This window comes from Streptomyces sp. NBC_01352 (assembly GCF_036237295.1).
Lineage (GTDB): Bacteria > Actinomycetota > Actinomycetes > Streptomycetales > Streptomycetaceae > Streptomyces > Streptomyces plumbiresistens.
Genome location: NZ_CP108354.1, coordinates 4,617,854 through 4,644,182, shown reverse-complemented (window position 1 = coordinate 4,644,182; position 26,329 = coordinate 4,617,854). Strand labels below are relative to the sequence as shown.

Below are 26,329 nucleotides of genomic sequence, written 5' to 3'. Positions count from 1 at the left end.
CGGTGGCCTGTGGCGTACCGGCACCCCGCAGCCGCGCGTCAGTCACCGGGGACGGCCGCCGACACCTTTGCCGCCTCCGTCTCGCACCGCAGTCGGCGCTCCACGCCCAGTTCCCGCACCGGCCCGGTCAGCGTCAGCCGTGCCACATGCCGTATCTCCGTGCTGGACGCCCCCAACCGCAGCTCCAGTGCTCCCGGTTCGACCACGCGACGCCCCCGGCGGTCGGTGAACGCCGACAGGTCGGCGTGGAAGCGGAAGGTCACGCGGCTCGCCTCGCCCGGCTCCAACTCCAGCCGCCGGTAGCCGATCAGCCGTACGTCCGGTCGCGTGACGCTCGCCACCGGGTCGTGCAGATACAGCTGGACGACCTCGGCGCCGGCGCGGTCGCCCGTGTTGCGGACCGTGACCGACACGTCGTACGAACCGTCCGTGTCCACTTCCGCCTGCGGGCCGCCCGTGAAGTCCTCCCAGGTGAACGCGGTGTACGCGCGCCCGTGCCCGAACGGGTACAGCGGCGTCGGGTCCAGGTTGCTGACGTCGGCCTTCAGACCCAGCGGCGGCTGGAGGTACGTCCACGGCTGGCCGCCGGGGACGCGCGGGACGCTCACCGGGAGGCGGCCCGAGGGGTTCACGCGACCCGACAGGACTCCCGCCACCGCCGGGCCGCCCTCCTCCCCCGGGAAGAACGCCTGGACGACGGCGGCGAGCCGGCCGTCCCAGCGGCCGAGCGCGTAGGGGCGGCCGGTCAGCAGGATCAGGACCACCGGGACGCCCGTCGCCACCAGTGCGTCCAGCAACTCGCCCTGGGCGCCGGGGATGTGCAGGTCCGACGCGTCGCAGCCCTCGCCCGAGGTGCCCCGGCCGAACAGGCCCGCCCGGTCGCCGAGCACGGCCACGCAGACGTCCGCCTCGGCCGTCCGGGCCACCGCCTCCTCGAAGCCCGAGGTGTCCGGGTCCGAGACCCCGCAGCCCTCCGCGAACGTGACCTTGGCGTCCGGGAGTTCGGCCCGCAGCGACTCCAGCAGGGTGGGGATCTCGACGCCCATCGGCACCTCGGGGTGGTGCGTGAGGACGTGGGACGGGAAGGAGTAGCAGCCGAGCATCGCCAGGGCGTCGTCGGCTCGCGGGCCGACCACCGCGATGCGGGTGTCCGGGGCCAGCGGCAGCAGGCCGTCCGGGTTGTCCAGCAGGACCACCGACTCCTCGGCCAGACGGCGGGCCAGGGCGCGGTTCGCCGCCGAGTCGAGGGTGATCCGCCCGGCCGGCTCCGGGTCCCAGTCCTCGTCCAGCAGGCCCAGTTCGCACTTCTGGAGCAGGACCCGGCGGGCCGCCCGGTCGATCAGGGACTCCGGGACCGAGCCCGCCCCGACCGCCTCCAGCAGTGGTGTGCCGTAGCACTTGAGCGTCGGCAGTTCCACGTCGACGCCCGCCGCCAGCGCCGCGTGCGCCGCCTCCGCCTCGGTCTCCGCCACCCGGTGCAGGGTCTGCAGGAAGCCGATGCCGAAGTAGTCGGCGACCACCGTGCCGGTGAACCCCCACTGTTCCCGCAGGAGTTCGGTCAGCAGGCCGGTGTCCGCGTGGGCTGGGACGCCGTCCGTGTCGTTGTACGCGGCCATCACCGAACGGGCGCCGCCCTCGCGCAGGGCCAGCTCGAACGGCGGGAGCGTCACATCGGCGAACTCCCGGATCCCGGCCCGCACCGGGGCCTGGTTGCGGGCGCCGGCCGAGGAGGCGTACCCGGCGAAGTGCTTGAGCGTGGCGACGACCCCGGCCGATTCGAGGCCGCGGACGTAGGCGGCGCCGACCGTGCCGACCAGATACGGGTCCTCGCCGATGGTCTCCTCCACCCGGCCCCAGCGCAGATCCCGTACGACGTCCAGGACCGGGGCGAGGCCCTGGTGGACGCCGACCGAGCGGAGGTCCTGGCCGATGCGGCGGGCCATCTCCTCGACCAGCTCGGGGTCGAAGGTCGCGCCCCAGGCCAGCGGGACGGGGTAGGCGGTGGCCTGCCAGGCCGTGAAACCGGCCAGGCACTCCTCGTGGGCGATCGCGGGGATGCCGAAGCGGCCGGCCCCGGCGATACGGCGCTGGGCGCGGGCCAGTGCCTGCGCGCCCAGCGCCGGGTCCACGGGGGCCGTGCCGAAGGGGCGGGTGAGCTGGCCCAGGCCGTGGGTGATCAGCTCGTCCCAGTCGTAGTCCGCGGTCATTTCGCGCTGGAGGGGCGCGACTTCGCCGCCGTCCGTCGCGGTGGCGCCCACCCACACGCCGTAGAGCTGGGCGGTCTTCTCCTCCAGGGTCATCCGGGAGAGGAGGTCGTCGACGCGGGCGGCGGCGGGCAGGGCGGGGTCACGCCAGGGCGCGGTGGTCATGAAACTCCTGTCGGGGTGAATGGCCCTCTCGCGAATGTTTCGAGATGTAAGTCGAATGTTTTGGGAACCTAGGCCGGTGCGAGGGGTTCGTCAAGAGGTCGCGCAGGGATACGATCGCCGCCATGACACCCCCGGAGCCCGCAGAAACCCGGACGACAACCCCGACGGCCGGACGGTCCGCACAGACCGCGACGCTCGCCGAGATCGCCCGCGAGGCCGGCGTTTCGGCGCCGACAGTTTCGAAGGTCCTGAACGGACGTGCCGATGTCGCCCCGGCGACCCGCAGCCGCGTGGAGGGCCTGCTGCGCGCGCACGGCTATCGGCGCCGGCGTGCCGAGGCGAGCCGCTCGCCCCTGATCGACCTGGTCTTCCACGAGCTGGAGAGCGCCTGGGCGATGGAGGTCATCCGGGGTGTGGAGAACGTGGCGCGGGACGCCGGGCTGAGTGTGGTGCTGAGCGAGAGCGCCGGGCGGCTCACCCCCGGGCGGACCTGGGCCGACCAGGTCGCCGCCCGCCGGCCGCACGGCGTGGTCCTCGTGCTGTCCGGGCTCGACGAGTCCCAGCGCGCCCTGCTGGGCAGCCGCTCCATCCCGTTCGTGGTGATGGACCCGGCCGGCGACCCGGGCGCCGACGTGCCCTCGATCGGCGCCACCAACTGGCAGGGCGGCCTCGCCGCGACCCGGCATCTGGTCGAGCTCGGCCACACCCGCATCGGCGCGATCACCGGACCGTCCCGGATGATGTGCAGCCGCGCCCGTGTCGACGGCTACCGGGCCGCCCTGGAGACCGCCGGGCTGCCGGTCGACCCCGAGCTGATCGCGGCCGGCGACTTCCACCACGAGGCCGGCTACCGGCGGGGCCTGGAACTGCTGCGCCGCCCGGACCGGCCCACCGCCGTCTTCGCCGGCAACGACCTCCAGGCGCTCGGGCTGTACGAGGCCGCGCGCGAGCTGGGGCTGCGCATCCCGGAGGACCTGAGCGTGGTCGGGTTCGACGATCTGCCGGTGGCGCCCTGGGTGGGGCCGCCGCTGACGACCGTACGACAGCCCCTGACCGAGATGGCCGAGGCGGCCGCCAAGCTGGTGCTCGACCTCGGGCGGGCGGAAGGGACGCCGGCCGCCACCAGGGTCGAGCTGGCGACCAGCCTGGTGGTGCGGGCGAGTACGGGGGCTCCGCCGAGTTAGTCGTGTTTCCGCGTTGACGGGTGTGGTGAGGCCCCTCACACTGCTCCGAAGCCAATCGGTTGCACAACCGAAACTTTCGGAGGCACCCGCAATGAGATCTCTGAGACCAGGCTTATCCCTGACTTCCCTGGCATCCCTGACTTCCCTGGTGAGTGGCGTCGCGTTGCTCGGCGCGCTGCTGGTCACCGCCCCCGCCGCGCACGCCGCCGACGCGCCCCTGCGTGACCTCGCCGCCGCCAAGGGCAAGGTCATGGGCACGGCGGTCACCGGCTCCAAGCTGACCGGGACGTACGGCGAGATCGCCGCCCGCGAGTTCAACGCGCTGACCCCCGGCAACGCCATGAAGTGGGGCTCGGTCGAGCCGACCCGGGGCAGCTTCGACTGGGCCGAGGCCGACCGGATCGTCGACTTCGCGGAGGCCAACGGGCAGCAGGTACGCGGTCACACCCTGGTCTGGCACAGCCAGAACCCGGGCTGGCTGACGAACGGCACCTGGACCTCCGCCCAGCTGAGCCAGCTGATGAACGATCACATCGCGCTCGAAGTGGGCCGCTACAAGGGCCGGCTGGCCACCTGGGACGTCGTCAACGAGCCGTTCAACGAGGACGGCACCTACCGCCAGACCCTCTGGTACAACGGCCTCGGCGCCGACTACATCGCCCAGGCCCTGACCGCCGCCCGCGCCGCCGACCCGGCCGCCAAGCTGTACATCAACGACTACAACGTCGAGGGCGTCAACGCGAAGAGCACCGCTCTGTACAACCTGGTCAAGTCCCTGAAGGAGCGCGGCGTCCCGATCGACGGGGTCGGGCTCCAGGCCCACCTCATCGTCGGCCAGGTGCCGTCCACCCTCCAGCAGAACATCCAGCGCTTCGCCGACCTCGGCGTGGACGTGGCGATCACCGAGCTGGACATCCGGATGCAGCTGCCGTCGGACAGCGCGAAGCTGACCCAGCAGGCGGCCGACTACAAGGCGGTCGTCGGCGCCTGCGTGGCGGTGGCCCGGTGCGTCGGCGTCACGGTGTGGGGCTTCACCGACTCCGACTCCTGGATCCCGGACACCTTCCCGGGACAGGGCGCGGCGACGCCGTACGACGAGAACTACGCGCCGAAACCGGCGTACGAGGCGATCGCGCAGGCGCTCGGCGGCAGCCAGTCGACCGAGGGTTGCACGGCGACGTACAGCGTCACCAGTCAGTGGAGCACCGGCTTCACGGGGCAGGTGCGGATCGCCTGCTCCGGGGCCGCCCTGTCGTCGTGGAAGGCCGACTGGACGTACGGCGCGGGGCAGCGGATCACGCAGGCCTGGAACGCGACCTGCGCCCAGACGGGAACGGCGGTCAGCTGCTCCAACGCCTCCTACAACGGGACGGTGCCGGACGGCGGATCGGTGACCTTCGGGTTCAACGCGTCGTGGAGCGGGAGCAATCCGGTGCCGGTGGTGACACTGGGGTGAGACGGTCCTGAGAAGGTGAGAATTTCCGAAGAAAACCGTCTCCCACCCCCGTCCCTAACATTCTCCTAATAATTCGGACTTACGTTCCTACCCGTGACCGGACTTGACGAGAACGGCGACGAGGGCAGACGAAGAGGCCGACGGTCTGGAGCGCTCAAGGCCGTCGGTCTCACCCTCGCGGGCGCACTGGTGCTGGGCGCCGCCGCGGCGGGCTGGGCCTACTGGCACCTCAACAGCAACATCAAGAGCGTCGACATCAACAGCGCGCTCGGCGACGACCGCCCGGCGAAGGCGGTGACGACGCCCACCCCGTCCGGTACCGTCACGGCGTCCGCCGCCCCGCTGCCCACCAAGGCCCTGAACATCCTGGTCCTCGGCTCGGACTCGCGCAGCGGCGAGGAGAACCAGGCGCTCGGCGGCGGCGACAGCTCCGGCGCCCGGTCCGACACGGCGATGGTGGTGCACCTCGACGCGGGCCGTACGACGGCGACCGTGGTCAGCATCCCGCGCGACACGCTCGTCACCCGGCCGTCCTGCCCGCTGTCCTCCGGGGGGTCGACGGCGGTGGCGTACAACTCGATGTTCAACAGCGCCTACTCGGTGGGCGGTCCGGTCTGCGCGGTCAAGACGGTCGAGTCGATCACCGACGTCCGCATGGACCACTACATCGAGATCGACTTCGCCGGCTTCGCGAAGCTCGTGGACGCGCTCGGCGGGGTCACCGTCACCACGGACGAGGACATCGACGACGACGACAGCCACCTCAAGCTGGACGCCGGCACCCACGAGCTCGACGGCGAGCAGGCCCTCGCCTTCGCCCGCACCCGGCACGGTATCGGCGACGGCAGCGACCTCGGCCGCATAGGCCTCCAGCAGAAGCTGGTGGAGGCCCTGCTGGAACAGATCTCCTCGACGAACCTGCTGACCGACCCCGCCAAGCTCTACCGGGTCGCCGACGCCGTCACCGGCAGCCTCACCACGGACACCGGCCTGAACTCCCTGACCGAACTGATGCGCCTCGGCGAGAGCCTGCACGGCCTGTCGGCGGACCGGGTGACGACGGTGACGATGCCGGTGGTGACGGCGCCCTCGAACCAGTACCGGGTGGTGGCGGACGAGCCGGAGGCGCGCGAGCTGTGGGAGTCGCTGCGCTGAGCGCCGAGCTGTGTGCCCCGAGTGGTCGGGGAGGCAGACGGAGGAAGACTCCGCGAAGAAGTCCGTCGGGCATGTCGATCCGGGTGGCTCCCGTTCGACGCTGGGGTGAGAGGCCGGGAAGGACCCGGCCCGCACGGCACGAGGAGCCACCATGCCCCGTTACCTGTCGCTGGTGAAGGTCGACGAGAACACCGCGCCCGCCGAGGGCCCCAGCCCCGAGCTGATGCAGCGGATGGGGGAGCTGATCGAGGAGATGACCAAGGCCGGCGTCCTGCTGGACACCGCCGGGCTGACGCCGACCGCGCAGGGCAACCGGGTGCGGTGGGAGGGCGGGCAGCTGTCCGTCACGGACGGGCCGTTCACGGAGTCCAAGGAGGTCGTCGGCGGCTACGCGATCATCCAGGCCAAGGACAAGGCCGAGGCGATCGAGTGGACCAAGCGCTTCCTGAAGGTGCACGAGGAGCACTGGACGGTGACCTGCGAGGTGCGGGAGATCGCCGAGGGCTAGTGTCGCGGCAGGCAACGTTCGCCCCGTCGCGACGCCCGACACGCTCCCCCAGAGGGGGTGCCCCCACTCGCCGCACCGGCCGAAAGCCCAAGTACGTCCAGGCCCTACGCCTTCCGGCCGGCCGGCACGCCGAGAGCACGCACCGGACGCCGCTCCTTGACGGGCAGACGTCGCCTGCCACGGCACCAGGGGCTGCCGGCTGAGCGCTCCTTGGCGGCAGGCCTTCGCGGGTGTCTGATGGTGGGCTGTGACACCACAGCCCACCGCCGACCCGCGCGGAGCCGTCGAAACCGTCTTCCGTATCGAGTCGCCCCGGATCATCGCCGGCGTCGCCCGCATCGTCCGGGACGTCGGCATCGCCGAGGAGCTGGCCCAGGACGCGCTGGTCGCGGCCCTGGAACAGTGGCCGCGCGACGGCGTCCCCGACAACCCGGGCGCCTGGCTCATGGCCACCGCCCGGCACCGCGCCGTCGACCTGATCCGGCGCCGGGAGAACTACGCCCGCAAGCTCGCCGAGATCGGCCGGGACCTGTCGGACGCGGCCCCGCCGGAGGAGCCCGCCGACCCCGAGGACATCGACGACGACCTGCTCCCCCTGGTCTTCACCGCCTGCCACCCGGTCCTGTCCGCCGAGGCCCGCACAGCCCTCACCCTGCGTCTGCTCGGCGGCCTGACCACGGCCGAGATCGCCCGCGCGTTCCTGGTCCCGGAACCGACGGTCGCGCAACGCATCGTCCGCGCCAAGCGCACCCTCGCCACGAAGAACATCGCCTTCGAGGTGCCGTACGGCCCCGACCGCGAGGCCCGCCTCGGCTCCGTCCTCGACGTCATCTACCTGATCCACAACGAGGGTTACGCCGCCACCGTCGGCGACGACTGGCTGCGCCCGGGCCTGTGCGAGGACGCCCTACGCCTGGCCCGCGTCCTGTCCGGCCTGATGCCGAAGGAGCCGGAAGTCCACGCCCTGACCGCGCTGTTGGAGTTCCAGACCTCGCGATCGGCGGCCCGCACCGGCCCGTCCGGCGAACCCGTCCTCCTCAAGGACCAGAACCGCCGCCGCTGGAACCGCATGCTCATCGCCCGCGGCATCACCGCCCTCGGCCGCGCCGACGCCACCTCCACCGGCGCCCCGGGCCCGTACGCCCTCCAGGCCGCCATCGCCGCCTGCCACGCGATGGCGTACTCCTACGAGGAGACCGACTGGCGGACCATCACCACCCTGTACACCCTGCTCGCCGCCCGCGCCCCCTCCCCGGTCGTCGAACTCAACCGTGCGGTCGCCCTGTCGATGGCGGACGGTCCGGCCCCGGCGCTGGAGATCGTCGACGCCCTGGCCGCCGAACCGGCGCTGCGCGACTATCACCTGCTGCCGAGCGTGCGGGGCGATCTGCTGCTGCGGCTGGGCCGTACGGCGGAGGCTCGGGCCGAGTTCGTACGGGCGGCCGAGCTGACGCACAACACGCGGGAACGGGAGCTGCTGCTGAGGCGGGCGGCCGAGGCCGAGGCGTCCTGATCAGGCGGGATGCCCGAGCAGCATGGTCGGCGCCCCCGCCACCCGCGTCAGGAACACGGTCGCCGAGTTCCGCCCGTGCTGCTTGGGGAGGGCCTTGCGGCGCAGCTCCTCCGGCTCCACCGCCGACCCCCGCTTCTTCACGGTCAGGATGCCGACCTCCCGCTCCCGCAGCAGGGCCTTCAACTTCTTGACGTTGAAGGGGAGTCGGTCCGTGATCTCGTACGCGGAGGCGTACGGGGTCGGCCGCAGTTCGTCGGCCGTGATGTACGCGATGGTCTCGTCGACCAGCCCGCCGTCGAGGTCCTCGGCGACCTCGGCGACCAGATGGGCGCGGATGACGGCGCCGTCGGGCTCGTACAGGTACCGGCCGACGGATCGGACCCGGGGATTCGGCAGGCCCCGGCCGAGGAGCGTGCGCGGACCCGGCAGCAGGGTCGCCCGTACGGCGCCCGCCCCGGTCCCGAACCACAGCACCGCCTCCTTCACGTCCCCGCCGTCCGAGATCCACTCGGCCTCCGCGTCGGCGGGCACGGCCTCGTGCGGGATGCCGGGGGCGACCTTCAGGGCGGCGTGCGGTGCCTTGAGGGCGGTCCCGATCGCCCAGGACAGCGGCGGTGAGTACGCCTCGGGGTCGAAGATCCGGCCGCGCCCGCCGCGCCTCGCCGGGTCGACGAACACGGCGTCGTAGCCGGCGGTGTCCACCTCCGTCACGTCCGCCTCCCGCACCTCGATGAGGTCGTCGAGGCCGAGCACGTCGGCGTTCGCCCGCGCCACCGCCACGGTCGCCGGATCCCGGTCGACGGCGAGCACCCTGACCCCGGCCCGCGCGAGCGCGATCGCGTCCCCGCCGATCCCGCAGCACAGATCGGCCACCGACCGCACCCCCAGCGCCCGGAAGCGCTCCGCCCGGTACGACGCCACGCTCGCCCGGGTCGACTGCTCGACCCCGTTCGGCGTGAAGAACATCCGCCCGGCGTCCTCGGCCCCGAACTTCGCCTCCGCCCGCTGCCGCAGCCGCGCCTGTCCGAGCGCCGCCGACACCAGGTCGGCGGGGTGCTCGCGGCGCAGCCGGGTGGCGACGGCGAGTTCGTCGGCGGGGGCGGTGCCGCGCACCGCGTCGAGGAGGGCGCGGCCCTCGGGGGTGAGGAGGGGAGCGAGGTCGTTCACCGGCTCATTGTGGGCCAGTCGGTGGATGGTCTGCCCGCGGTGGAGGTGTCGCCCCGGGTTCGCGGGGGCGTCCTGCGAGGATCCCGCACCATGCGAACAGTAGGACAAAATGACAAAAGTCGGTCATGTGTGACGCTGAGGGGCGGCATCGCCGTGCTCGCCGTGGCTGCCCTCGTCTCCGGCTGTGCGCAGGGCGGTGACGGCTCCGACGTCGGGCCCGCCGCCGGCCAGCAAGGCGCGAAGGTGGGGCGCACGGCCGAGCTGCGCGCCGCGCACCAGGCCAGAGTGGCGGCGGCGAAACGCTGGGGCCTGAAGGAGGTCCCGCTCACACCCCCGCGCCCCCCTGCCGCCAAGTCGACGATCACCACCCGCAGGGGCTTCGAGGTGGACGGCCACCGCTACGACAGCCTCCCGCCGGTCTTCACCACCGTCCCCACCAAGCACAAGATCGTGTTCCTCACCATCGACGACGGTGCCGAGAAGGACCCGGCGTTCCTGCGGATGATGAGCGAGCTGAAGATCCCGTACACCGCCTTCCTCAGCGACTACCTGGTCAAGGGGGACTACGGGTACTTCAGGAAGATGCAGGCCGACGGGGTCGTCCTCAACAACCACACCCTCCGTCACCCCTACCTGCCCGGGCTGTCGTACGCCCGCCAGAAGCGCGAGATCTGCGGCATGCAGAAGGTCATCGAGAAGCGCTACGGCAAGCGCCCCACCCTCTTCCGCCCGCCCTTCGGCAGCTACAACGAGGCCACCCTGCGCGCCGCCAAGTCCTGCGGCATCAAGTACGCGCCCCTGTGGAACGAGGAGGTCTTCGTCGACCGCTGGGAGTACCGCGAGTGGGACCGGAAGATCCGCCCCGGCGACATCGTCCTCAGCCACTTCCGGGGCCGACAGGACTGGAAGGGCACGATGCCCGACATGATCCGCCGCTTCCTGAACAAGGTCACGCGGGAGGGGTACGCCGTGGCCCGCCTGGAGGACTACCTGTGAGGTGGCGGGCACTGGCGTCCGGAGCCCTCACAGCGGCCCTCCTCGCCGGCTGTGCAACCCAGACCGCCCAGCCCGCCGATCCCGCCGAACGGCTGGGCGAGAAGGCGACCGGGGGCGTGGGGACGTACGGGCCGCGCAGGGCGGGGCCGTACGGACCGAGCGGGGCGGGGTCGTACGGTCCGGAGGACACGGGCTCCTACAGCCCGGGGGGCACGGGCTCGTACGGTCCGGAAGGCGCGGGTGAGCGGCCGTACCGCCGCTGGGGGCTCGCGGCCCCTCTGGCCCCGGCTCCGAGACCGGCCGCCAGGCCCCCCGCCGCGCGCCCGGGTCTGCCGCCCGTCGTCCACCACGTCCGCACCCGCGACCGGGTCGTCTTCCTCACCTACGACGACGGCGCCGAGAAGGACCCGCGGTTCGTCGACATGGTGCGTGAACTGCGGCTTCCGGTCAGCATGTTCCTCACGGACAGCGTCGTGGGGCCGGGATACGGCCACTTCGCGCGCCTCCAGTCGGTCGGCGCGAGCATCCAGAACCACACGCTCGACCATCCCGCCCTGCGCGGACTGCCGTACGCCGGCCAGCGCGCCGAGATCTGCGGCCAGCAGGACAAACTCCGCTCCCGCTTCGGTATCCGCCCCCGCCTCTTCCGCCCGCCCTACGGCACGTACGACACCACCACCCTGCGCGCCGCCGCCGACTGCGGCCTCTCGGCGGTCGTCCTGTGGCGGGCCTCGGCGGAGAACGGCGACCTGACCTTCACCGAGGGCGAGAGCCGCCTGCGCCCCGGCGACATCGTCTCGATGCCCTCGCGCGAGCCGACCGGCGACACACTCGCCGAACGGACGACCCGGCTGCTGCGGCAGATCCAGGGCAGGGGGCTGACGGTGGGCAGGCTGGAGGACTACCTCTAGCTCGGCCTGGGTCGGCCCAGGTCGGTCTCCGCGCGTGAACGCCAGCTGAAAACCTCACCGCCGCGCCGCACCGCATTGGCACTCCGCTTGACCGAGTGCTAATCACAGTCATAGTCTCGGGTCTGGCACTCCCCCCTGGAGAGTGCCAACTACGCGACGGGCAGGTCCGGCACCCGCGACGACGGATCGACCTGGTCGCCACCTCAGACAGTTAACCCCGTGAGATCTCCGAAGGGGGAGGTCGGATCGTGACGACCACCAGCTCCAAGGTTGCCATCAAGCCGCTCGAGGACCGCATTGTGGTCCAGCCGCTCGACGCCGAGCAGACCACCGCCTCTGGCCTGGTCATCCCGGACACTGCCAAGGAGAAGCCCCAGGAGGGCGTCGTCCTGGCCGTGGGCCCCGGGCGCTTCGAGAACGGCGAGCGTCTTCCGCTCGACGTCAAGACCGGCGACATCGTGCTGTACAGCAAGTACGGCGGCACCGAAGTGAAGTACAACGGCGAGGAATACCTCGTCCTCTCGGCTCGCGACGTTCTCGCGATCATCGAGAAGTAATTCACCTCGCTTCGCCTCACCGCGAAGCACATTGCTTGAGCTGCGCCCCTGGCCCCCCGCGATCACTCATGAGCCGGGCGCCGGGGGCGCGGCTAATTTCACCTAGATTTCCGAGAGGGCTCACGCTCCCATGGCGAAGATCCTGAAGTTCGACGAGGACGCCCGTCGCGCCCTCGAGCGCGGCGTCAACAAGCTCGCCGACACGGTCAAGGTGACGATCGGCCCCAAGGGCCGCAACGTCGTCATCGACAAGAAGTTCGGCGCCCCCACCATCACCAACGACGGCGTCACCATCGCCCGCGAGGTCGAGGTCGACGACCCGTACGAGAACCTCGGTGTCCAGCTGGTGAAGGAGGTGGCGACCAAGACCAACGACGTAGCGGGTGACGGTACGACCACCGCCACCGTGCTGGCCCAGGCGCTGGTCCGCGAGGGCCTGCGGAACGTCGCCGCGGGTGCCTCCCCGGCCGCCCTGAAGAAGGGCATCGACGCCGCGGTCCAGGCGATCTCCGAGGAGCTCCTCGCGACCGCCCGCCCCATCGACGAGAAGTCCGACATCGCCGCCGTGGCCGGTCTGTCCGCCCAGGACAGCCAGGTCGGCGAGCTCATCGCCGAGGCGATGGACAAGGTCGGCAAGGACGGTGTCATCACCGTCGAGGAGTCCAACACCTTCGGCCTGGAGCTGGACTTCACCGAGGGCATGGCCTTCGACAAGGGCTACCTGTCTCCGTACATGGTGTCCGACCAGGAGCGTATGGAGGCCGTCCTCGACGACCCGTACATCCTCATCAACCAGGGCAAGATCTCCTCGATCCAGGACCTGCTGCCGCTGCTCGAGAAGGTCATCCAGGCGGGTGCCTCCAAGCCGCTGCTGATCATCGCCGAGGACGTCGAGGGCGAGGCCCTGTCGACCCTGGTCGTGAACAAGATCCGCGGCACCTTCAACGCGGTCGCGGTCAAGGCCCCCGGCTTCGGTGACCGCCGCAAGGCGATGCTGCAGGACCTGGCGGTCCTCACCGGCGCCACGGTCATCTCCGAGGAGGTCGGCCTCAAGCTCGACCAGGTCGGCCTGGACGTGCTGGGCTCCGCCCGCCGCGTCACGGTCACCAAGGACGACACGACCGTCGTCGACGGCGCCGGCAACTCGGCGGACGTCACGGGCCGCGTCAACCAGATCAAGGCCGAGATCGAGAACACCGACTCCGACTGGGACCGCGAGAAGCTCCAGGAGCGCCTCGCGAAGCTGGCCGGCGGCGTGTGCGTGATCAAGGTCGGCGCCGCCACCGAGGTGGAGCTGAAGGAGAAGAAGCACCGCCTGGAGGACGCCATCTCCGCGACCCGCGCCGCGGTCGAGGAGGGCATCGTCTCCGGTGGTGGCTCCGCGCTGGTCCACGCCGCCAAGGTGCTGGAGGGCGGCCTCGGCAAGACCGGCGACGAGGCCACCGGTGTCGCCGTCGTCCGCCGCGCGGTCGTCGAGCCGCTGCGCTGGATCGCGGAGAACGCGGGCCTCGAGGGCTACGTCATCACCGCCAAGGTCGCCGAGCTCGACAAGGGCCAGGGCTTCAACGCCGCGACCGGCGAGTACGGCGACCTGGTCAAGGCCGGCGTCATCGACCCGGTCAAGGTCACCCGCTCCGCCCTGGAGAACGCCGCCTCCATCGCCTCCCTCCTCCTCACGACCGAGACCCTGGTCGTCGAGAAGAAGGAAGAAGAGGAGCCGGCCGCCGGTGGCCACGGCCACGGCCACTCCCACTGAGGCACCAGGAGCTCGCACGAAGAAGCCCCCGCTCCCTCTGAGGGAGCGGGGGCTTTCCCCTTCGCGGGTCACGGGGTGTGATGCGCGGGTCATGGGAAGTGCTGGGGACTCACGGGGTCTGGGCGACTGCCCCCAACTGCTCCAGCAGCCCGGCCCGGTCGTACTGCCACCACCCCTCGCAGATGCTCCCGTCCCGGAACCGGTGCCAGGTCGTCCCGGTCATCGTGACCTCCTGCCCGGTGGCCGCGACCCCCAGGAACTCGCCCGTGTGCCGCCCGGTCCACGTCCACCGCGTGCACACCCGGTCCGCCTCGGCGACCTGGTCGTCCACCCGGAACGAGAAGTCGAAGGAGCGCCGCCAGCCGGCGTACTCCTCCCGCGCTCCGCGCAAGCCGAGGTCCTGCGGATTGGCGGGATCATGATCCACGTAGTCGTCCGTGCACCGCTCGAACACGGCCTCCGGCTCGCCCCGCCCGGCCTCCTCGAAGAACGCCCGCGCCACCCCACGGTTGAGCTGCTCGTCCCGCACCACGTCCAGATCGGTGAAGGTCGGCATCCCGTCGCACAGGGCGACCAGCTCCCGGAAGATCCGCTCGGTCTCGGGCAGATTGGAGTTCCGCATCGCCTCCTCGTACGACGGAAACTCCACGATCTCGACGAAGTGCGACGCGTCCGACAGATCCTTCCCGACCACCGCGTGCGTCGCGGTCCGTTTCCCCCGGGTCTGCTCGACCCACCTGTCCATCAGTCGGTTCATCTCGTCGAACCGACTGGTCCTGCAGTCGATGAGCTGCACAAAGGTCATGACACCACCTCCAGACCCCCCTGGGCCCGGCCGAACAGCACCATTCTCCCACCGTGACGCCCCGGCGCCTCCTGTCCGTTTGGCACGTCGTCGCCCCGGCCGTCGGCCGCGAACTCGCGGTACGTCTCCTCCTCGGTGACGGCTCGTGGCTCGACGCCCTCCCGGCCGTCATGCGCCTGGAACCGCGAGCGGTTTCCTGGGTCGTCGAGGTCCTGCGCGACCCTACTGCGGCCCGTACTTCCGCCCCGTCCGCGAACTGATCCCGCCCAGCAACCCCCGAGGCACCACCTTCACCACCCCCATCATCACCTTGTACCGAGGATCCGGAATCGACACGCTCTTCCCCCGCGCGAGGTCGTTGAGCGCCGCCGCCACCAGCTTGTCCGCGTCCAGCCACATCCATCCCGGGATGTTGTCCGTCCCCATTCCGGCCCGCTGGTGGAATTCCGTCCGCACGAAGCCCGGGCACAGCGCCATCAACCGCACCCCGCTGCCGGCCAGATCCTTCGCCGCCCCCTGGGTGAACTGCACGACCCACGCCTTGGACGCGCCGTACGTCCCGCGCGGCAGGAAGGCGGCCACCGACGCGACGTTGACGACGCCTCCGCGGCCCCGCTCGCGCATCGCCTCGGTCGCCGCCGAGGTCAGCCGGAGTACCGCCTCGCAGTGCACCTTGAGCATCATCAGCTCGTCGGCCATGGATACGTCGAGATAGCGGCCCTTGTTGCCGAAGCCCGCGTTGTTGACCAGCAGGTCGACGGGGTTTCTGCGGTCGGCCAGCCGGGCGGCGACCGTCTCGATGCCGTCGTCGGTGGCCAGGTCGGCCGTGACGACCTCCGCCTCGATGCCGTGCCGGTCGTGCAGTTCGGTCGCCTGTTCCCGCAGCCGCTTGGTGTCGCGGGCGACCAGGACGAGGTTGTGCCCGTCCGCCGCCAGCCGTCGCGCGAAGGCGGCACCGATGCCCGCGGTGGAACCCGTGATGAGAGCCGTTGTCATGGCGCCAGGTTAATGACCCGGACTGTGCGCGTCCGCTCCCTGGACAGGGCCTTTTGGCGCCTGAAGGGCGGGCGAGCGGCAGCCCCGTTGAGTGTTCGTCAGGCTCCGTGCTTCTGCACGTACTTCCGCGCCCACTCCCGCGCCTCCGAGTGCAGCGCCTCGCCCGCCGCCAGCAGCCGCGGCTGCAGGTACCGCTCGGTGGTGATCGCCCGGAACACCAGGGCCACCGTCACGTCGTGGTCGGGCCGGTGGACGATCTCGACGGGGTCCCCGGCGCGGATCTCGCCCGGCTCGATCACCCGCAGGTACGCACCCGAGGCTCCCTTCTGCGTGAACCGCTTCACCCACCGCTGCTCACCCATGTGCCCCTGGAAGGTGAGGCACGGAATCCGCCCGCTGCTGACCTCCAGCACCACCTGCGACCCGACGCGCCAGCGCTCGCCGATCAGCGCGCCGGAGACGTCGATGCCCTCCGTCGTGAGGTTCTCCCCGAACGCGCCGTTCGCGAGCGTGCGCCCCAGTTCGCGTTCCCAGTCGTCCAGGTCCTCGCGGGCCACCGCGTACACGGCCTGGTCGTTGCCGCCGTGGTGCCGGGTGTCGCACACGGTGTCCCCGGCCAGCCCGCTGGCCCCGACGCCCTTGGGCCCGGGCGCGGCCACCTTCACGGGCTCGTCGGTCGGCCGCTTGTCTATGCCGGTCAGACCCTCCGGCTGGTCCGTGTACGGCACGGCCTTCGCGCGGCCGAGATTCACCGAGAGAAGCTTCATGAGCGCACGGTAGGCGAACCCACCCCAAAGTGTCGACAGAGTTTTCTGCGAGAGCCCCAAGCTCCGCTTATGCTCAAAGGGTGATCGAGGCCCGTCATCTCCGCGTGCTGCGCGCCGTCGCCACCACCGGCTCCTTCTCGGCGGCGGGGCGCGAACTGGGCTGCACCCAGCCCGCCGTCAGCCAGCAGATGAAGGCCCTGGAGGCGTCCGTCGGCACGCCCTTGCTGATCCGCAGCGGACGCGAGATGCGGCTGACCCAGGCCGGCGAGGCGCTGGTGCGGCATGCCGCCGGGATCCTCGCCGGGCTCACCGCGGCCGAGGAGGAGGTCGCGGCCATCGCGGGCCTGCGCGCCGGGCGGGTCCGGCTCGTCTCCTTTCCCAGCGGCAGCTCCACCCTCGTACCGACGGCCCTCGCGGCCCTGCGCGCCGAACACCCGGGGACTCGTGTCTCGCTGGAGGAGGCCGAACCGCCGCAGTCCGTCGCCCTGTTGCGCGAGGGCGACTGCGATCTGGCACTCGCCTTCCGGTACGAGGGGGCGGCGGGCGCCGAGGAGTGGGACGACCTCGTCGTACGGCCGCTGCTGACCGACCGGCTCGTCGCCCTCGTGCCCGAGCGGCACCGGCTCGCGCGCGCGGAATCCGTCGCCATCGGCGAACTCGCCACGGAACCGTGGATCGCGGGCTGCCCGCGCTGCCGCGGCCAGCTCGTCGAGGTGTGCGAGAGCGCCGGTTTCACCCCCCGCATCGACTTCGCGACCGACGACTATCCGGCGGTGGTGGGCCTGGTGGGCGCCGGCCTCGGCGTCGCCGTCCTGCCCCAGCTCGCCGTCGAGTCCGTACGGCCGCGGGGCGCGCGCACGGTGACGCTGGAACCGGCGGTCCGGCGGGAGATCGTCGCGCTCACGCTGCCCGACCTGGCCCAGGTGCCGGCGGTGGCGGCGACGCTCGACCAGCTGGCGCGCGCGGCCAACCGTTGACGCGGGGCAAAAACAGGGGCACGCCTGCGCGTGCCCATCCTGCAGAAACGTTCCTTCAGTTGGTCGGTCGCTCAGTCGTTCAATTGCTCGAAGGGCCGTCCCCGGCTGCCGCCGACGCCGACACCAGCCGGTGGCGGGCCCGCCCCATGAGCTCCTCGCGCTCGTCCTCGGTCAGCCCGCCCCAGACGCCGTACGGCTCTCTCACCGCCAGCGCGTGCGCCGCGCACTGCGCGCGGACCGGGCACCTCATGCAGACCTCCTTGGCCGAGTTCTCGCGAGCGCTCCGGGCCGCGCCACGCTCACCCTCCGGATGGAAGAAGAGCGAGCTGTCCACCCCGCGACAGGCGGCCAGGAGCTGCCAGTCCCACAGGTCCGCGTTCGGTCCGGGAAGGCGGGAGAAATCTGCCATTGCGTGACCCCTTGTAGCCGTTCTGGGCGGATACGGTGTCCACGACCGTACATCTACGATCTAAGGAGATGAAAATATGACTCATTGCGAATCTAGCCTCAGACACCAGCAAATGGGAAGAAATGGGTCTGAATGGGGCACGGCTTGTGGCGAAACGTTGTGGGTCCGCCGCACATGTCTGCACCGTGTCCGCGCCCTCACGTAGAGTGCCGAAGATGGCACACGGCCCCGTAACTCTTTCGAGTGACCGTCGTTGAGAGGGCGGAGGCGGTTGAAACAACAAGAGCTCGGGCAGGCGTCCGAGACGGTCGACCGCACAGGTGACGATTTCGTACCAGCCTGGAGGCTCAAGGTGACGTGCATCAGCTGCGGAGGACGGCCATGACATCCGTCCTCGTCTGCGACGACTCCCCGCTTGCCCGAGAGGCGCTCCGCCGCGCGGTCGCGACCGTGCCCGGCGTCGAGCGCGTGACGACCGCGGCCAACGGCGAGGAAGTCCTCCGCCGCTGGGGCGCCGACCGCTCGGACCTGATTCTGATGGACGTACGCATGCCCGGACTGGGCGGCGTCGAGACCGTCCGGCGGCTGCTGTCCGCCGACCCCGGAGCGCGCATCATCATGCTCACCGTCGCCGAGGATCTGGACGGCGTGGCGCTCGCGGTCGCCGCCGGCGCCCGCGGCTACCTGCACAAGGACGCCTCGCGCGCCGAGTTGCGCGCCACCGTGACGCAGGCCCTCGCCGACCCGACCTGGCGGCTGGCCCCGCGCCGGCTGCGCTCCGCCGAGATGGGCGCCGCGCCGACGCTCACCGCGCGCGAGATCCAGGTCCTCGAAGGCATGAGCCACGGCCGCTCGAACGCCGAGATCGGCCGCGAGCTGTTCCTCTCCGAGGACACCGTCAAGACCCACGCCCGACGGCTCTTCAAGAAGCTCGGCGCCTCGGACCGCGCGCACGCCGTGGCGCTCGGTTTCCGCTGGGGCCTGGTGCGCTAGGTCCCCCGCGTGGGTTGTAGCGGGGGTGCGGAAATCCCCGCCTGCCTCATGGTGGGCGGGGGTGACGACGGGGCCCGCCGGGTGCCCGCTGCCCGTTTCGGCGCGGATGCCGCATCCTTGAGGGTGTGGAGTTCCTCGGGGACGAGTCGATCGAGCGGGAGGGGAGGGCGCAAGGGATGAGTTCCGGCGCACCTGCTCATAACGCTTCGGTGCACAACGACCAGGGCGATGCCACGCATCGGACGCCGCCAAGGCACCATGGACCGATGCGCGACGACGAGGCGGGCACTGCCCCAGGGGCGATCGGTGCGCTCGTCCACCGCGCCGTAGACGGGGACGAGCAGGCCACGCACGACCTGCTCGCCCATGTCCACCCCTTGGCGCTGCGCTACTGCCGTACCCGTCTGTCCCGTCTCCCGGGCGACGCCCGGCACTTCGTCGAGGACCTCGCCCAGGAAGTCTGCGTGGCGGTCCTCCTCGCCCTGCCGCGCTACCGGGACACCGGCCGCCCCTTCGAGGCGTTCGTCTTCGCCATCGCCGCGCACAAGGTCGCCGACCTCCAACGGGCGGCGATGCGGCACCCCGGCTCGACGGCAGTCCCCTCGAACGAGATGCCGGAACGGCCGGACGACTCGCTCGGCCCGGAAGAGCGGGCGCTGCTCAGCAGCGACGCCGAATGGGCCAAGAAGCTCCTGGCCAACCTGCCCGAGAACCAGCGGGAGCTGTTGCTGCTGCGGATCGCGGTGGGCCTCACGGCCGAGGAGACCGGCCAGATGTTGGGAATGTCACCCGGAGCGGTCCGGGTCGCCCAGCACCGCGCCCTGAGCAGGCTGCGGGCGCTGGCCGAGCAGTAGCCCTCCGCCGGGCGCCGCCGCCGATGAACGGGCGTCCACCGGAGTCCGTACGAACATACGAAGCCCGGAGTCACCCGGCACCGTGGAATTCGGGAGGTGAGCTTCCCGTTAGCATGGACATCCGCACCGATCAAGGCCATTTGGGGAAGGTGTCATGACTGCCAACGTCGACGGAGTGCCCGGAAAATTCGCGACACTCGGGCTGACCTACGACGACGTGCTGCTGCTGCCGGGCCCGTCGGACATGGCACCCGACGAGATCGACACCGCCTCGTACGTCTCCAAGAACGTGCGGGTCAACATCCCGCTGCTGTCCGCCGCCATGGACAAGGTCACCGAGTCGCGCATGGCGATCGCGATGGCCCGCCAGGGCGGCGTCGGCGTTCTGCACCGCAACCTCTCCATCGAGGACCAGGCCAACCAGGTCGACCTGGTGAAGCGCTCCGAGTCCGGCATGGTGGCCGACCCGATCACGATCCACCCGGACGCCACGCTCGGCGAGGCCGACGCCCTGTGCGCCAAGTTCCGCATCAGCGGTGTCCCGGTGACCGACGGCAACAAGAAGCTGCTCGGCATCGTCACCAACCGCGACATGGCCTTCGAGACCGACCGTACGCGCCGGGTGCGCGAGGTCATGACGCCGATGCCGCTGGTCACCGGCAAGGTCGGCATCTCCGGTGTCGAGGCCATGGAGCTGCTGCGCAAGCACAAGATCGAGAAGCTTCCGCTGGTCGACGACGGCGGTGTCCTCAAGGGCCTGATCACGGTCAAGGACTTCGTGAAGGCGGAGAAGTACCCGAACGCCGCGAAGGACGGCGAGGGCCGCCTGCTGGTCGGCGCCGCGGTCGGCGTGGCCGGTGACGCCTTCGAGCGGGCCCAGGCCCTGATCGAGGCGGGCGCCGACTTCATCGTCGTCGACACCGCGCACGGCCACTCCCGCCTGGTCGGCGACATGGTCGCCAAGATCAAGTCGAACTCGACGGGCGTCGACGTCATCGGCGGCAACATCGCCACCCGTGACGGCGCCAAGGCGCTCATCGACGCCGGTGTCGACGGCATCAAGGTCGGCGTCGGCCCCGGCTCCATCTGTACGACCCGGGTCGTCGCCGGCATCGGCGTCCCGCAGGTCACCGCCATCTACGAGGCGGCCCTCGCCGCCAAGGAGGCCGGTGTCCCGGTCATCGGCGACGGCGGCCTGCAGTACTCCGGCGACATCGCCAAGGCCCTGGTCGCGGGTGCCGACACTGTGATGCTGGGCTCGCTGCTCGCGGGCTGCGAGGAGTCGCCGGGCGAGCTGATGTTCATCAACGGCAAGCAGTTCAAGTCGTACCGCGGCATGGGATCGCTCGGCGCCATGCAGTCCCGCGGCGACCGCAAGTCCTTCTCCAAGGACCGCTACTTCCAGGAGGGCGTCGCCTCCGACGAGCAGCTCGTCCCCGAGGGCATCGAGGGCCAGGTGCCCTACCGCGGCCCGCTCTCCTCGGTCGTCCACCAGCTGGTCGGCGGCCTGCGCCAGTCGATGTTCTACGTCGGCGGCCGGACCGTCCCCGAGCTCCAGGACAACGGCCGGTTCGTCCGGATCACCTCGGCGGGTCTCAAGGAGAGCCACCCGCACGACATCCAGATGACCGTCGAGGCACCGAACTACAGCCGCAGCAAGTGACCCGCACGCGCGCGTGAAGCAGGCCGAGGGCGGCTCCGGAGCATCCGGGGCCGCCCTTGTCGTACCCGTCGGCGATACTGGAAGACGCTGAAACGCATCAGGGAAAGGCCACACACGTGACTGAGATCGAGATCGGGCGCGGCAAGCGCGGCCGCCGGGCGTACGCCTTCGACGACATCGCCGTCGTCCCCAGCCGCCGTACGCGGGACCCGAAGGAGGTCTCGATCGCCTGGCAGATCGACGCCTACCGATTCGAGCTGCCGTTCCTGGCCGCCCCCATGGACTCGGTCGTCTCCCCGGCCACCGCGATCCGCATCGGTGAGCTCGGCGGCCTCGGCGTGCTGAACCTCGAGGGCCTGTGGACGCGGCACGAGGACCCGCAGCCGCTGCTGGACGAGATCGTCGGCCTGCCGGTCGAGGCCGCGACCCGCCGCCTCCAGGAGATCTACGCCGCCCCCATCAAGGAAGAGCTGATCGGGCAGCGCCTCAAGGAGGTGCGCGACTCGGGCGTGGTCACCGCCGCCGCGCTCTCCCCGCAGCGCACCGCCCAGTTCTCCAAGGCGGTCGTGGACGCGGGCGTGGACATCTTCGTCATCCGCGGTACGACGGTCTCGGCGGAGCACGTCTCCGGCTCGCACGAGCCGCTGAACCTGAAGCAGTTCATCTACGAGCTCGACGTCCCGGTGATCGTCGGCGGCTGCGCCACGTACACCGCGGCCCTGCACCTGATGCGCACCGGTGCGGCCGGCGTCCTGGTCGGCTTCGGCGGCGGCGCGGCGCACACCACGCGCAATGTGCTCGGTATCCAGGTCCCGATGGCGACCGCGGTCGCCGACGTGGCCGCTGCCCGCCGTGACTACATGGACGAGTCCGGCGGCCGGTACGTGCACGTGATCGCCGACGGCGGCGTCGGCTGGTCCGGCGACCTGCCCAAGGCCATCGCCTGCGGCGCCGACGCGGTGATGATGGGCTCCCCGCTGGCCCGCGCCACGGACGCGCCGGGCAAGGGCCACCACTGGGGCATGGAGGCGGTGAACGAGGAGCTGCCGCGCGGCAAGAAGGTCGACCTCGGCACGGTCGGCACCCTTGAGGAGGTCCTCGCGGGCCCGTCCCACACTCCGGACGGCTCGATGAACTTCTTCGGAGCGCTGCGGCGGGCGATGGCGACCACCGGGTACAGCGAGCTGAAGGAGTTCCAGCGCGTCGAGGTGACGGTGGCGGATTCGGTGCACCGGCGCTAGTCGGTACGACGTGAAGGGGCCGCCCACTATCAGGTGGGCGGCCCCTTCCGGTGCGTACCGGGTACGTGTGGCTGCGTGCAGGCTGCGTACCGGGTGTGTACGGGTGCGTCGTCGTTACGCGGCGGCCTTCTTGGCGCCGGAGAACGCGGCGAACGCGCCGACGCCGAGGAACACGAAGGTCAGCAGGTCGGCCTCTTCGCTCCAGGCCTTGGTCACCACGTCGAAGTGGTCCGTGAAGATCGTCATCACGGACATGCCGCTCGCGTCGGCGCCGATCATGGCGATGCCGATGAGCTGGCCCGCGTAGACGGCCCCGAGCGACAGGACCGCGCTCACCACGGGCAGCACCGGGTGGGAGCCGCCGAGCTTGCCCGCGGCGAGGCCGATGAGGAAGCCGACGCCGACGGCCGCGTAGCCGATCTCGTACTCGGTGGCGCCGACGATGGCGCCGTAGATGCCGGCGGTGACCAGGGCCGCGACGACGGCGACGACCAGGCCGAGGGCGACGTTGCCGCGGGCCGGGGCGGGCGGCGCCGGGGGAGGCGGCATGGCTCCCGGCTGCTGGGCGTACGGGTTGCCCTCGGTCGGCTGCTGGGCGTACGGGTTGCCCTCGGCAGGCTGCGGCGGTGGCGTTGACTGGGCCATGACAGAAATCCCCCCATGTCCCTCGCGGGACCGGTGAACGAGCGGTGTGGTGCGCGCACGAACGTGCGACGGACTCGCGCACGCATATGCGACGAGTCGCCGAAGAGTAGCAGGCACCCCTGCCCGGTTCACCCGGAAATTCGCCCTCAGATGCGGTGGGCCGCCCCGGTCGGCGTCGCCCCTCGCGTGTCCAGCAGCAACTGGGCCTTCACCGACAGGCCCTGGAGGTCGTACGTGCGGTGATTCTGGAGGAGGATCGTGAGGTCGGCGTCGGCGGCGGCCTCGTAGAGGGAGTCCGCGCGGGGGACGGGGCGGTCCAGGACGTTCCAGGACGGGATGTGCGGGTCGTGGTAGCTGACGGAGGCGCCGAGCTCCATCAGGCGGGTCGCGATCTCCTGGGCGGGGGTGGACTGCTGGTCGGCGAGGTCGGGCTTGTAGGTGACGCCGAGGAGGAGGACGCGGGCGCCGCGCGCCGACTTGCCGTGTTCGTTGAGGAGGGCGGCGGCGCGCTGGATGACGTAACGCGGCATCTGGTGGTTGACCTGCTGGGCGAGTTCGACCATGCGCAGGGTGCGGCCGGCCTGGGCGGTGAGGTCCTGGGGGACGGCGTGGCCGCCGACGCCGGGGCCGGGGCGGAAGGCCTGGAAGCCGAACGGCTTGGTCTCCGCGCAGCGGATGACGTCCCAGAGGTCGACGCCCAAGTCGTGGCACAGGACGGCCATCTCGTTGACGAGGGCGATGTTGACGTGCCGGTAGTTGGTCTCCAGGAGCTGCACGGTCTCCGCTTCGCGCGGTCCACGCGCGCGTACCACCTTGTCGGTGAGGCGGCCGTAGAAGGCGGCGGCGGACTCGGTGCAGGCGGGGGTGAGGCCGCCGATCACCTTGGGGGTGGTGGCGGGGGTGAAGTCGCGGTTGCCGGGGTCGACGCGGCTGGGGGAGTAGGCGAGGTGGAAGTCGCGGCCCGCGCGCAGCCCGGAGCCCTCTTCGAGGAGGGGGCGCAGGAAGTCCTCCGTGGTGCCCGGCTGGACGGGCGACTCCAGGATGACCGTGGTGTGCGGGCGCAGGTGTGCGGCCAGGGTGCGGGCGGCCGTCTCCACCTGGGTGAGGTCGAGTCCGCCGTCCGCTCCCCGTGGGGTGGGGGAGCAGATGACGGCGGTGCGTACCCGGCCGAGTTCGGCGGGGGAGGTGGTCGGCCGGAAGCCCCCCGAGAGCATCCGGCGCAGTTCGGCGGGGCTGAGGGAGCCGGCCTCGGGGCCGGTGCGGTAGCCGAGCGTGGGGATGCCGGCGGCGACGGCGGCCTGGGCCAGGGGCAGTCCGTAGGGGCCGAGTCCGATCACGGCGAGATCTGCGGGCATGGCGTGGGCCGTCCTTCCCAGTAACCGAAGCGGGACAGGTGCGCAAGCCCTGTGGACAGGATGGGCGAGCGCAATGTCAGACTAGGAGTAAATATGACCGATATGCGGGATTGGTGACGTGTGTCTTTGCGTCGGTCGGTGAGTGTTGTTCCGCGGGTCCGTGAAAGTTGTCCACAGGCTGGGGGTCCCTGGTGGCTGAACTCGGGCAAGCCGGTCAGAATTTGGGCATGAGGGAAACGAACCGGGCCACTCCTCAGGGGTGACACCGGCACGACCGACAGCGGGAGGCAGCGGTGAGGACAGCGACACTGGGCCCGGCGCAACGCGCCGAGTCACTCGCATCAATGGCCGAGCGCGAGCTGGACGTGCTGGTGGTGGGCGCGGGAGTGGTCGGCGCGGGCACCGCGCTCGACGCCGTGACCCGGGGCCTGTCCGTCGGCCTGGTCGAGGCGCGTGACTGGGCGTCGGGCACGTCGAGCAGGTCCAGCAAGTTGATCCACGGCGGCCTGCGCTATCTGGAGATGCTCGACTTCGCGCTGGTCCGCGAGGCCCTGAAGGAGCGCGGCCTGCTGCTGGAGCGGCTCGCGCCGCATCTGGTCAAGCCGGTGCCCTTCCTGTACCCGCTTCAGCACCGGGGCTGGGAGCGGCTGTACGCCGGTTCGGGCGTCGCTCTCTACGACGGCATGTCGATGGCCCGCGGACACGGCCGGGGCCTGCCCGTACACCGGCACCTGAGCCGCCGTCACGCCCTGCGGATCGCGCCCGCCTTGAAGAAGGACGCGCTGGTCGGCGCCTTGCAGTACTACGACGCCCAGATGGACGACGCCCGCTTCGTGGCGACCCTGGTGCGTACGGCGGCGGCCTACGGCGCGAAGGTCGCCAACCGCGCGCGCGTGACCGGATTCCTGCGCGAGGGCGAGCGCGTGGTCGGCGCCCGGGTGCAGGACGTCGAGGCGGGCGGGGAGTACGAGGTCCGCGCCAAGCAGGTCGTGAACGCGACCGGTGTGTGGACCGACGACACCCAGGCGATGGTGGGAGAGCGCGGGCAGTTCCACGTCCGGGCGTCCAAGGGCATCCACCTGGTCGTGCCCAAGGACCGGATCACCTCCTCGAGCGGCCTGATCCTGCGCACCGAGAAGTCCGTCCTGTTCGTCATCCCGTGGGGCCGTCACTGGATCATCGGTACGACGGACACCGACTGGGACCTCGACAAGGCGCACCCGGCCGCGTCCAGTGCCGACATCGACTATCTCCTCGAGCACGTCAACTCGGTGCTCTCGGTGCCGCTGACCAGGGACGACGTCCAGGGTGTGTACGCGGGCCTGAGGCCCCTGCTGGCCGGCGAGTCGGACGCCACCAGCAAGCTGTCGCGCGAACACACCGTGGCGCATCCGGCGCCCGGGCTCGTGGTGGTGGCCGGCGGCAAGTACACGACGTACCGGGTGATGGCCAAGGACGCGGTGGACGAGGCGGTGCACGGGCTCGACATGCGGGTGGCCGAGTGCGTGACGGAGGACGTACCGCTGCTCGGCGCCGAGGGGTATCGGGCGCTGTGGAACGCGCGAGCGCGGATCGCCGCGCGGACGGGGCTTCACACGGTGCGCGTGGAACACCTGCTGAATCGGTACGGCGCGCTGGCGGAGGAGGTGCTCGACCTCATCGCCTCGGACACCTCGCTCGGCGAACCCCTCCAGGCGGCCGACGACTATCTGCGCGCCGAGATCGTGTACGCCGCCTCGCACGAGGGTGCGCGGCACCTGGACGACGTGCTGACCCGGCGCACCCGCATCTCCATCGAGACCTTCGACCGGGGCACCCGCAGCGCCCGCGAGGCCGCCGAGCTGATGGCACCAGTGCTCGGCTGGGACAAGGACCAGATCGAGCGCGAGGTCGAGCACTACGAGAAGCGGGTGGAGGCGGAGCGGGAGTCGCAGCGGCAGCCGGACGACCTGACGGCGGATGCGGCGCGGCTGGGGGCGCCGGACATCGTGCCGCTGTAGGGCTTTGTCGCTGTAGGGCTTCCGGCTGGGGTGACTGGGTCCCGGCCATCAC

Annotated in this window: 24 protein-coding genes; 16 read left to right on the top strand and 8 right to left on the bottom strand. The window is 71.2% G+C overall.

Features of this window, described 5'->3' with window-relative positions; translation table 11 throughout:
• Positions 1-38 precede the first annotated feature (38 nt).
• Positions 39-2,369 (bottom strand): glycoside hydrolase family 3 N-terminal domain-containing protein, encoded by a 2,331-nt coding sequence (locus tag OG252_RS21345; RefSeq protein WP_329337985.1) that lies wholly within the window; start codon positions 2,367-2,369, stop codon positions 39-41.
• A 122-nt stretch (positions 2,370-2,491) separates the two neighbouring features.
• Here OG252_RS21345 and OG252_RS21340 point away from each other — a divergent pair, with 122 nt between their 5' ends.
• From OG252_RS21340 to OG252_RS21320, 5 genes are all read left to right on the top strand, one after another.
• Complete coding sequence (locus OG252_RS21340; RefSeq protein WP_329337983.1) at positions 2,492-3,553, top strand: LacI family DNA-binding transcriptional regulator; 1,062 nt, start codon at positions 2,492-2,494, stop codon at positions 3,551-3,553.
• 91 nt (positions 3,554-3,644) lie between these two features.
• Positions 3,645-5,009, top strand: coding sequence for an endo-1,4-beta-xylanase (locus OG252_RS21335; protein ID WP_329337981.1), 1,365 nt, complete (start codon positions 3,645-3,647; stop codon positions 5,007-5,009).
• Positions 5,010-5,102: 93 nt separating this feature from the next.
• A complete protein-coding gene (locus tag OG252_RS21330) occupies positions 5,103-6,164 on the top strand; it encodes an LCP family protein (RefSeq protein WP_329337979.1) in 1,062 nt (353 codons plus the stop codon).
• Between the two features lie 151 nt (positions 6,165-6,315).
• A complete protein-coding gene (locus OG252_RS21325) occupies positions 6,316-6,672 on the top strand; it encodes a YciI family protein (RefSeq protein ID WP_266434923.1) in 357 nt (118 codons plus the stop codon).
• 247 nt (positions 6,673-6,919) lie between these two features.
• Positions 6,920-8,185, top strand: coding sequence for an RNA polymerase sigma factor (locus OG252_RS21320; protein WP_329337977.1), 1,266 nt, complete (start codon positions 6,920-6,922; stop codon positions 8,183-8,185).
• On the opposite strand, the gene OG252_RS21315 is transcribed toward OG252_RS21320, so the two are convergent.
• Entirely contained in the window at positions 8,186-9,352 is a 1,167-nt protein-coding gene (locus tag OG252_RS21315) for a THUMP-like domain-containing protein (protein WP_266434919.1), read from the bottom strand.
• 90 nt (positions 9,353-9,442) lie between these two features.
• On the opposite strand from OG252_RS21315, the gene OG252_RS21310 reads away from it, so the two are divergent.
• The 4 genes from OG252_RS21310 (at position 9,443) to groL (ending at position 13,572) form a co-directional block, all read left to right on the top strand.
• The gene (locus OG252_RS21310; protein ID WP_329337974.1) at positions 9,443-10,348 is read left to right on the top strand and encodes a polysaccharide deacetylase family protein; all 906 of its coding nucleotides are present in this window, start codon (positions 9,443-9,445) and stop codon (positions 10,346-10,348) included.
• On the top strand, positions 10,345-11,259 hold the full coding sequence (locus OG252_RS21305; RefSeq protein WP_329337972.1) for a polysaccharide deacetylase family protein: 915 nt from the start codon (positions 10,345-10,347) through the stop codon (positions 11,257-11,259). The genes OG252_RS21310 and OG252_RS21305 overlap by 4 nt, the downstream gene beginning before the upstream one ends.
• 248 nt (positions 11,260-11,507) lie before the next feature.
• Entirely contained in the window at positions 11,508-11,816 is a 309-nt protein-coding gene (gene groES / locus OG252_RS21300) for a co-chaperone GroES (protein WP_003998759.1), read from the top strand.
• A 130-nt stretch (positions 11,817-11,946) separates the two neighbouring features.
• Positions 11,947-13,572 (top strand): chaperonin GroEL, encoded by a 1,626-nt coding sequence (gene groL, locus OG252_RS21295; protein ID WP_266434913.1) that lies wholly within the window; start codon positions 11,947-11,949, stop codon positions 13,570-13,572.
• Positions 13,573-13,681: 109 nt separating this feature from the next.
• Here groL and OG252_RS21290 read toward each other — a convergent pair whose 3' ends face one another.
• Positions 13,682-14,377: an ester cyclase gene (locus tag OG252_RS21290; protein ID WP_266434910.1), complete on the bottom strand. Its 696-nt coding sequence runs from the start codon at positions 14,375-14,377 to the stop codon at positions 13,682-13,684.
• Between the two features lie 53 nt (positions 14,378-14,430).
• Here OG252_RS21290 and OG252_RS21285 point away from each other — a divergent pair, with 53 nt between their 5' ends.
• A complete protein-coding gene (locus OG252_RS21285; RefSeq protein ID WP_329337969.1) occupies positions 14,431-14,637 on the top strand; it encodes a hypothetical protein in 207 nt (68 codons plus the stop codon).
• On the opposite strand, the gene OG252_RS21280 is transcribed toward OG252_RS21285, so the two are convergent.
• Positions 14,600-15,373, bottom strand: coding sequence for an SDR family NAD(P)-dependent oxidoreductase (locus OG252_RS21280; RefSeq protein ID WP_266434908.1), 774 nt, complete (start codon positions 15,371-15,373; stop codon positions 14,600-14,602). The genes OG252_RS21285 and OG252_RS21280 overlap by 38 nt on opposite strands.
• A gap of 98 nt (positions 15,374-15,471) precedes the next feature.
• Entirely contained in the window at positions 15,472-16,140 is a 669-nt protein-coding gene (locus OG252_RS21275) for an MOSC domain-containing protein (protein ID WP_329337966.1), read from the bottom strand.
• Positions 16,141-16,220: 80 nt separating this feature from the next.
• Between OG252_RS21275 and OG252_RS21270 the strand changes: the two genes are divergently transcribed.
• A complete protein-coding gene (locus OG252_RS21270; RefSeq protein WP_329337964.1) occupies positions 16,221-17,117 on the top strand; it encodes a LysR family transcriptional regulator in 897 nt (298 codons plus the stop codon).
• A gap of 79 nt (positions 17,118-17,196) precedes the next feature.
• On the opposite strand, the gene OG252_RS21265 is transcribed toward OG252_RS21270, so the two are convergent.
• Entirely contained in the window at positions 17,197-17,526 is a 330-nt protein-coding gene (locus OG252_RS21265) for a WhiB family transcriptional regulator (protein ID WP_266434902.1), read from the bottom strand.
• A 381-nt stretch (positions 17,527-17,907) separates the two neighbouring features.
• On the opposite strand from OG252_RS21265, the gene OG252_RS21260 reads away from it, so the two are divergent.
• The 4 genes from OG252_RS21260 to OG252_RS21245 all read left to right on the top strand — a co-directional run bounded on the left by OG252_RS21260 (position 17,908) and on the right by OG252_RS21245 (position 22,277).
• Entirely contained in the window at positions 17,908-18,519 is a 612-nt protein-coding gene (locus OG252_RS21260) for a response regulator transcription factor (RefSeq protein ID WP_003948568.1), read from the top strand.
• 266 nt (positions 18,520-18,785) lie between these two features.
• Complete coding sequence (locus OG252_RS21255) at positions 18,786-19,373, top strand: sigma-70 family RNA polymerase sigma factor (protein WP_266434900.1); 588 nt, start codon at positions 18,786-18,788, stop codon at positions 19,371-19,373.
• A 154-nt stretch (positions 19,374-19,527) separates the two neighbouring features.
• The gene (gene guaB, locus OG252_RS21250) at positions 19,528-21,036 is read left to right on the top strand and encodes an IMP dehydrogenase (protein WP_329337961.1); all 1,509 of its coding nucleotides are present in this window, start codon (positions 19,528-19,530) and stop codon (positions 21,034-21,036) included.
• 116 nt (positions 21,037-21,152) lie between these two features.
• Positions 21,153-22,277, top strand: a complete 1,125-nt coding sequence (locus tag OG252_RS21245; protein WP_266434896.1) for a GuaB3 family IMP dehydrogenase-related protein — start codon at positions 21,153-21,155, stop codon at positions 22,275-22,277.
• A gap of 114 nt (positions 22,278-22,391) precedes the next feature.
• Here OG252_RS21245 and OG252_RS21240 read toward each other — a convergent pair whose 3' ends face one another.
• Both OG252_RS21240 and OG252_RS21235 read right to left on the bottom strand, forming a co-directional pair.
• Positions 22,392-22,922 (bottom strand): hypothetical protein, encoded by a 531-nt coding sequence (locus OG252_RS21240; protein ID WP_329337958.1) that lies wholly within the window; start codon positions 22,920-22,922, stop codon positions 22,392-22,394.
• Between the two features lie 146 nt (positions 22,923-23,068).
• Entirely contained in the window at positions 23,069-24,277 is a 1,209-nt protein-coding gene (locus OG252_RS21235) for a nucleotide sugar dehydrogenase (protein ID WP_266434892.1), read from the bottom strand.
• Positions 24,278-24,570: 293 nt separating this feature from the next.
• Here OG252_RS21235 and OG252_RS21230 point away from each other — a divergent pair, with 293 nt between their 5' ends.
• A complete protein-coding gene (locus OG252_RS21230; protein WP_329337956.1) occupies positions 24,571-26,277 on the top strand; it encodes a glycerol-3-phosphate dehydrogenase/oxidase in 1,707 nt (568 codons plus the stop codon).
• Positions 26,278-26,329: the final 52 nt, after the last annotated feature.